Origin of the sequence: Aetokthonos hydrillicola CCALA 1050 (genome assembly GCF_017591665.1) — a bacterium.
Lineage (GTDB): Bacteria > Cyanobacteriota > Cyanobacteriia > Cyanobacteriales > Nostocaceae > Aetokthonos > Aetokthonos hydrillicola.
On sequence record NZ_JAAKGC010000447.1, the window covers coordinates 1 to 1,085 of the forward strand.

The 1,085-nt window shown below is 39.5% G+C and carries 2 protein-coding genes; both read right to left on the reverse strand.

The window, feature by feature from the left end:
* Positions 1-81 precede the first annotated feature (81 nt).
* On the reverse strand, positions 82-552 hold the full coding sequence (locus G4P69_RS38770; RefSeq protein ID WP_208344616.1) for a hypothetical protein: 471 nt from the start codon (positions 550-552) through the stop codon (positions 82-84).
* Between the two features lie 354 nt (positions 553-906).
* Positions 907-1,085, reverse strand: a 179-nt coding sequence (locus tag G4P69_RS38775) for a cytochrome c oxidase subunit 3 (protein ID WP_208355370.1), incomplete at its 5' end; no start/stop codon positions are given.

The following is a 1,085-nucleotide window of genomic DNA, read 5'->3' on the forward strand; positions in this document are numbered from 1 at the left end:
TGCTCTTCCGATCTCTAACAGATGCACAGGCTTGATATTGACCGTCTCCAGTCGCAAGCCAATCTCTACCTTTCATAATGTTTAATCTTCGTCGGGATGTGTTAAAATCTTAATTAGAAGCTCCGCTCCAAACTCGTTTTTATCGTCAATCTCCTGAATTTGAGAACCGATTTTTTTAGCTTCCTCTATTTCTCCTAGCTTTGCTAATACTAATCCAGAAGCACTGTAAGCGTTTAAGAATAATCTGATATGAGGATCATCTTTTCGAGTCCCTATGATTGACTTAACTTGATCCCAATCGTCAGGTAATTTCTCTATTTCTTTAATTTTATCTCTAACTTTGACTGCCGTTATCAGTGCCATACGATAATTATTCTTGTAGAAAAAGTATCTATATGCTGCGACTAAAACGTCAGGGTCGCTTGTTTTAGCTAAAGCTTGGTTAATATAATTTTCTGATTCTGAAGTGTTTTCCCAACTTTCAGCCGCCATGATCAATAACTTTTTGATATCCTCTGGAACGTTGAACCAGGAGAAGGTTTCTGTGTTCATTTTACGGTTGGGACGTGTGGGGATTAGGTAGGGGAGAATGGCATTTGCCCTTACAAATTAAACATGAAATTATCGTAGGGTGCGTTAGGCGCATTATTTCGTATTGTTATATACTAATTAACAAATATTTGCGCCGTAACGCACCGCTATTAATGATGCCTTAAGGTATTGTGTTATTGTGTAGGGGCGTAGCCTATGGCTTCCCGGAGGGTACGGCGTTCGCCCTTTCAAGGTCTGGTTCATTTCTTTAAACCAAAAAAATCCTAAAATGTTGGGTTTCGTTCCTCAACCCAACCTACACAATACACAATTTAAGGTTGTATTTTCCCTGTTGGGTGAGGGCAAAATCCACCTTTAAAACAAGGTAAGAATGTAAAGTAAAGTGAAGAGAACAATCCAGATGATGTCTACGAAGTGCCAGTAAATTTCTGCCATTTCGATACCGGTGTGTTTAGTAGCAGAATAATGACCAGGACGACGCGATCGCCACAACACACCCAAGATTAATAACAGTCCCACAAAAACGTGTAAAC

Bases quoted from the DNA above. Each gene is read 5' to 3' on its own strand.
- G4P69_RS38770 (WP_208344616.1), bottom strand. From the start codon at position 552: ATGAACACAGAAACCTTCTCCTGGTTCAACGTTCCAGAGGATATCAAA.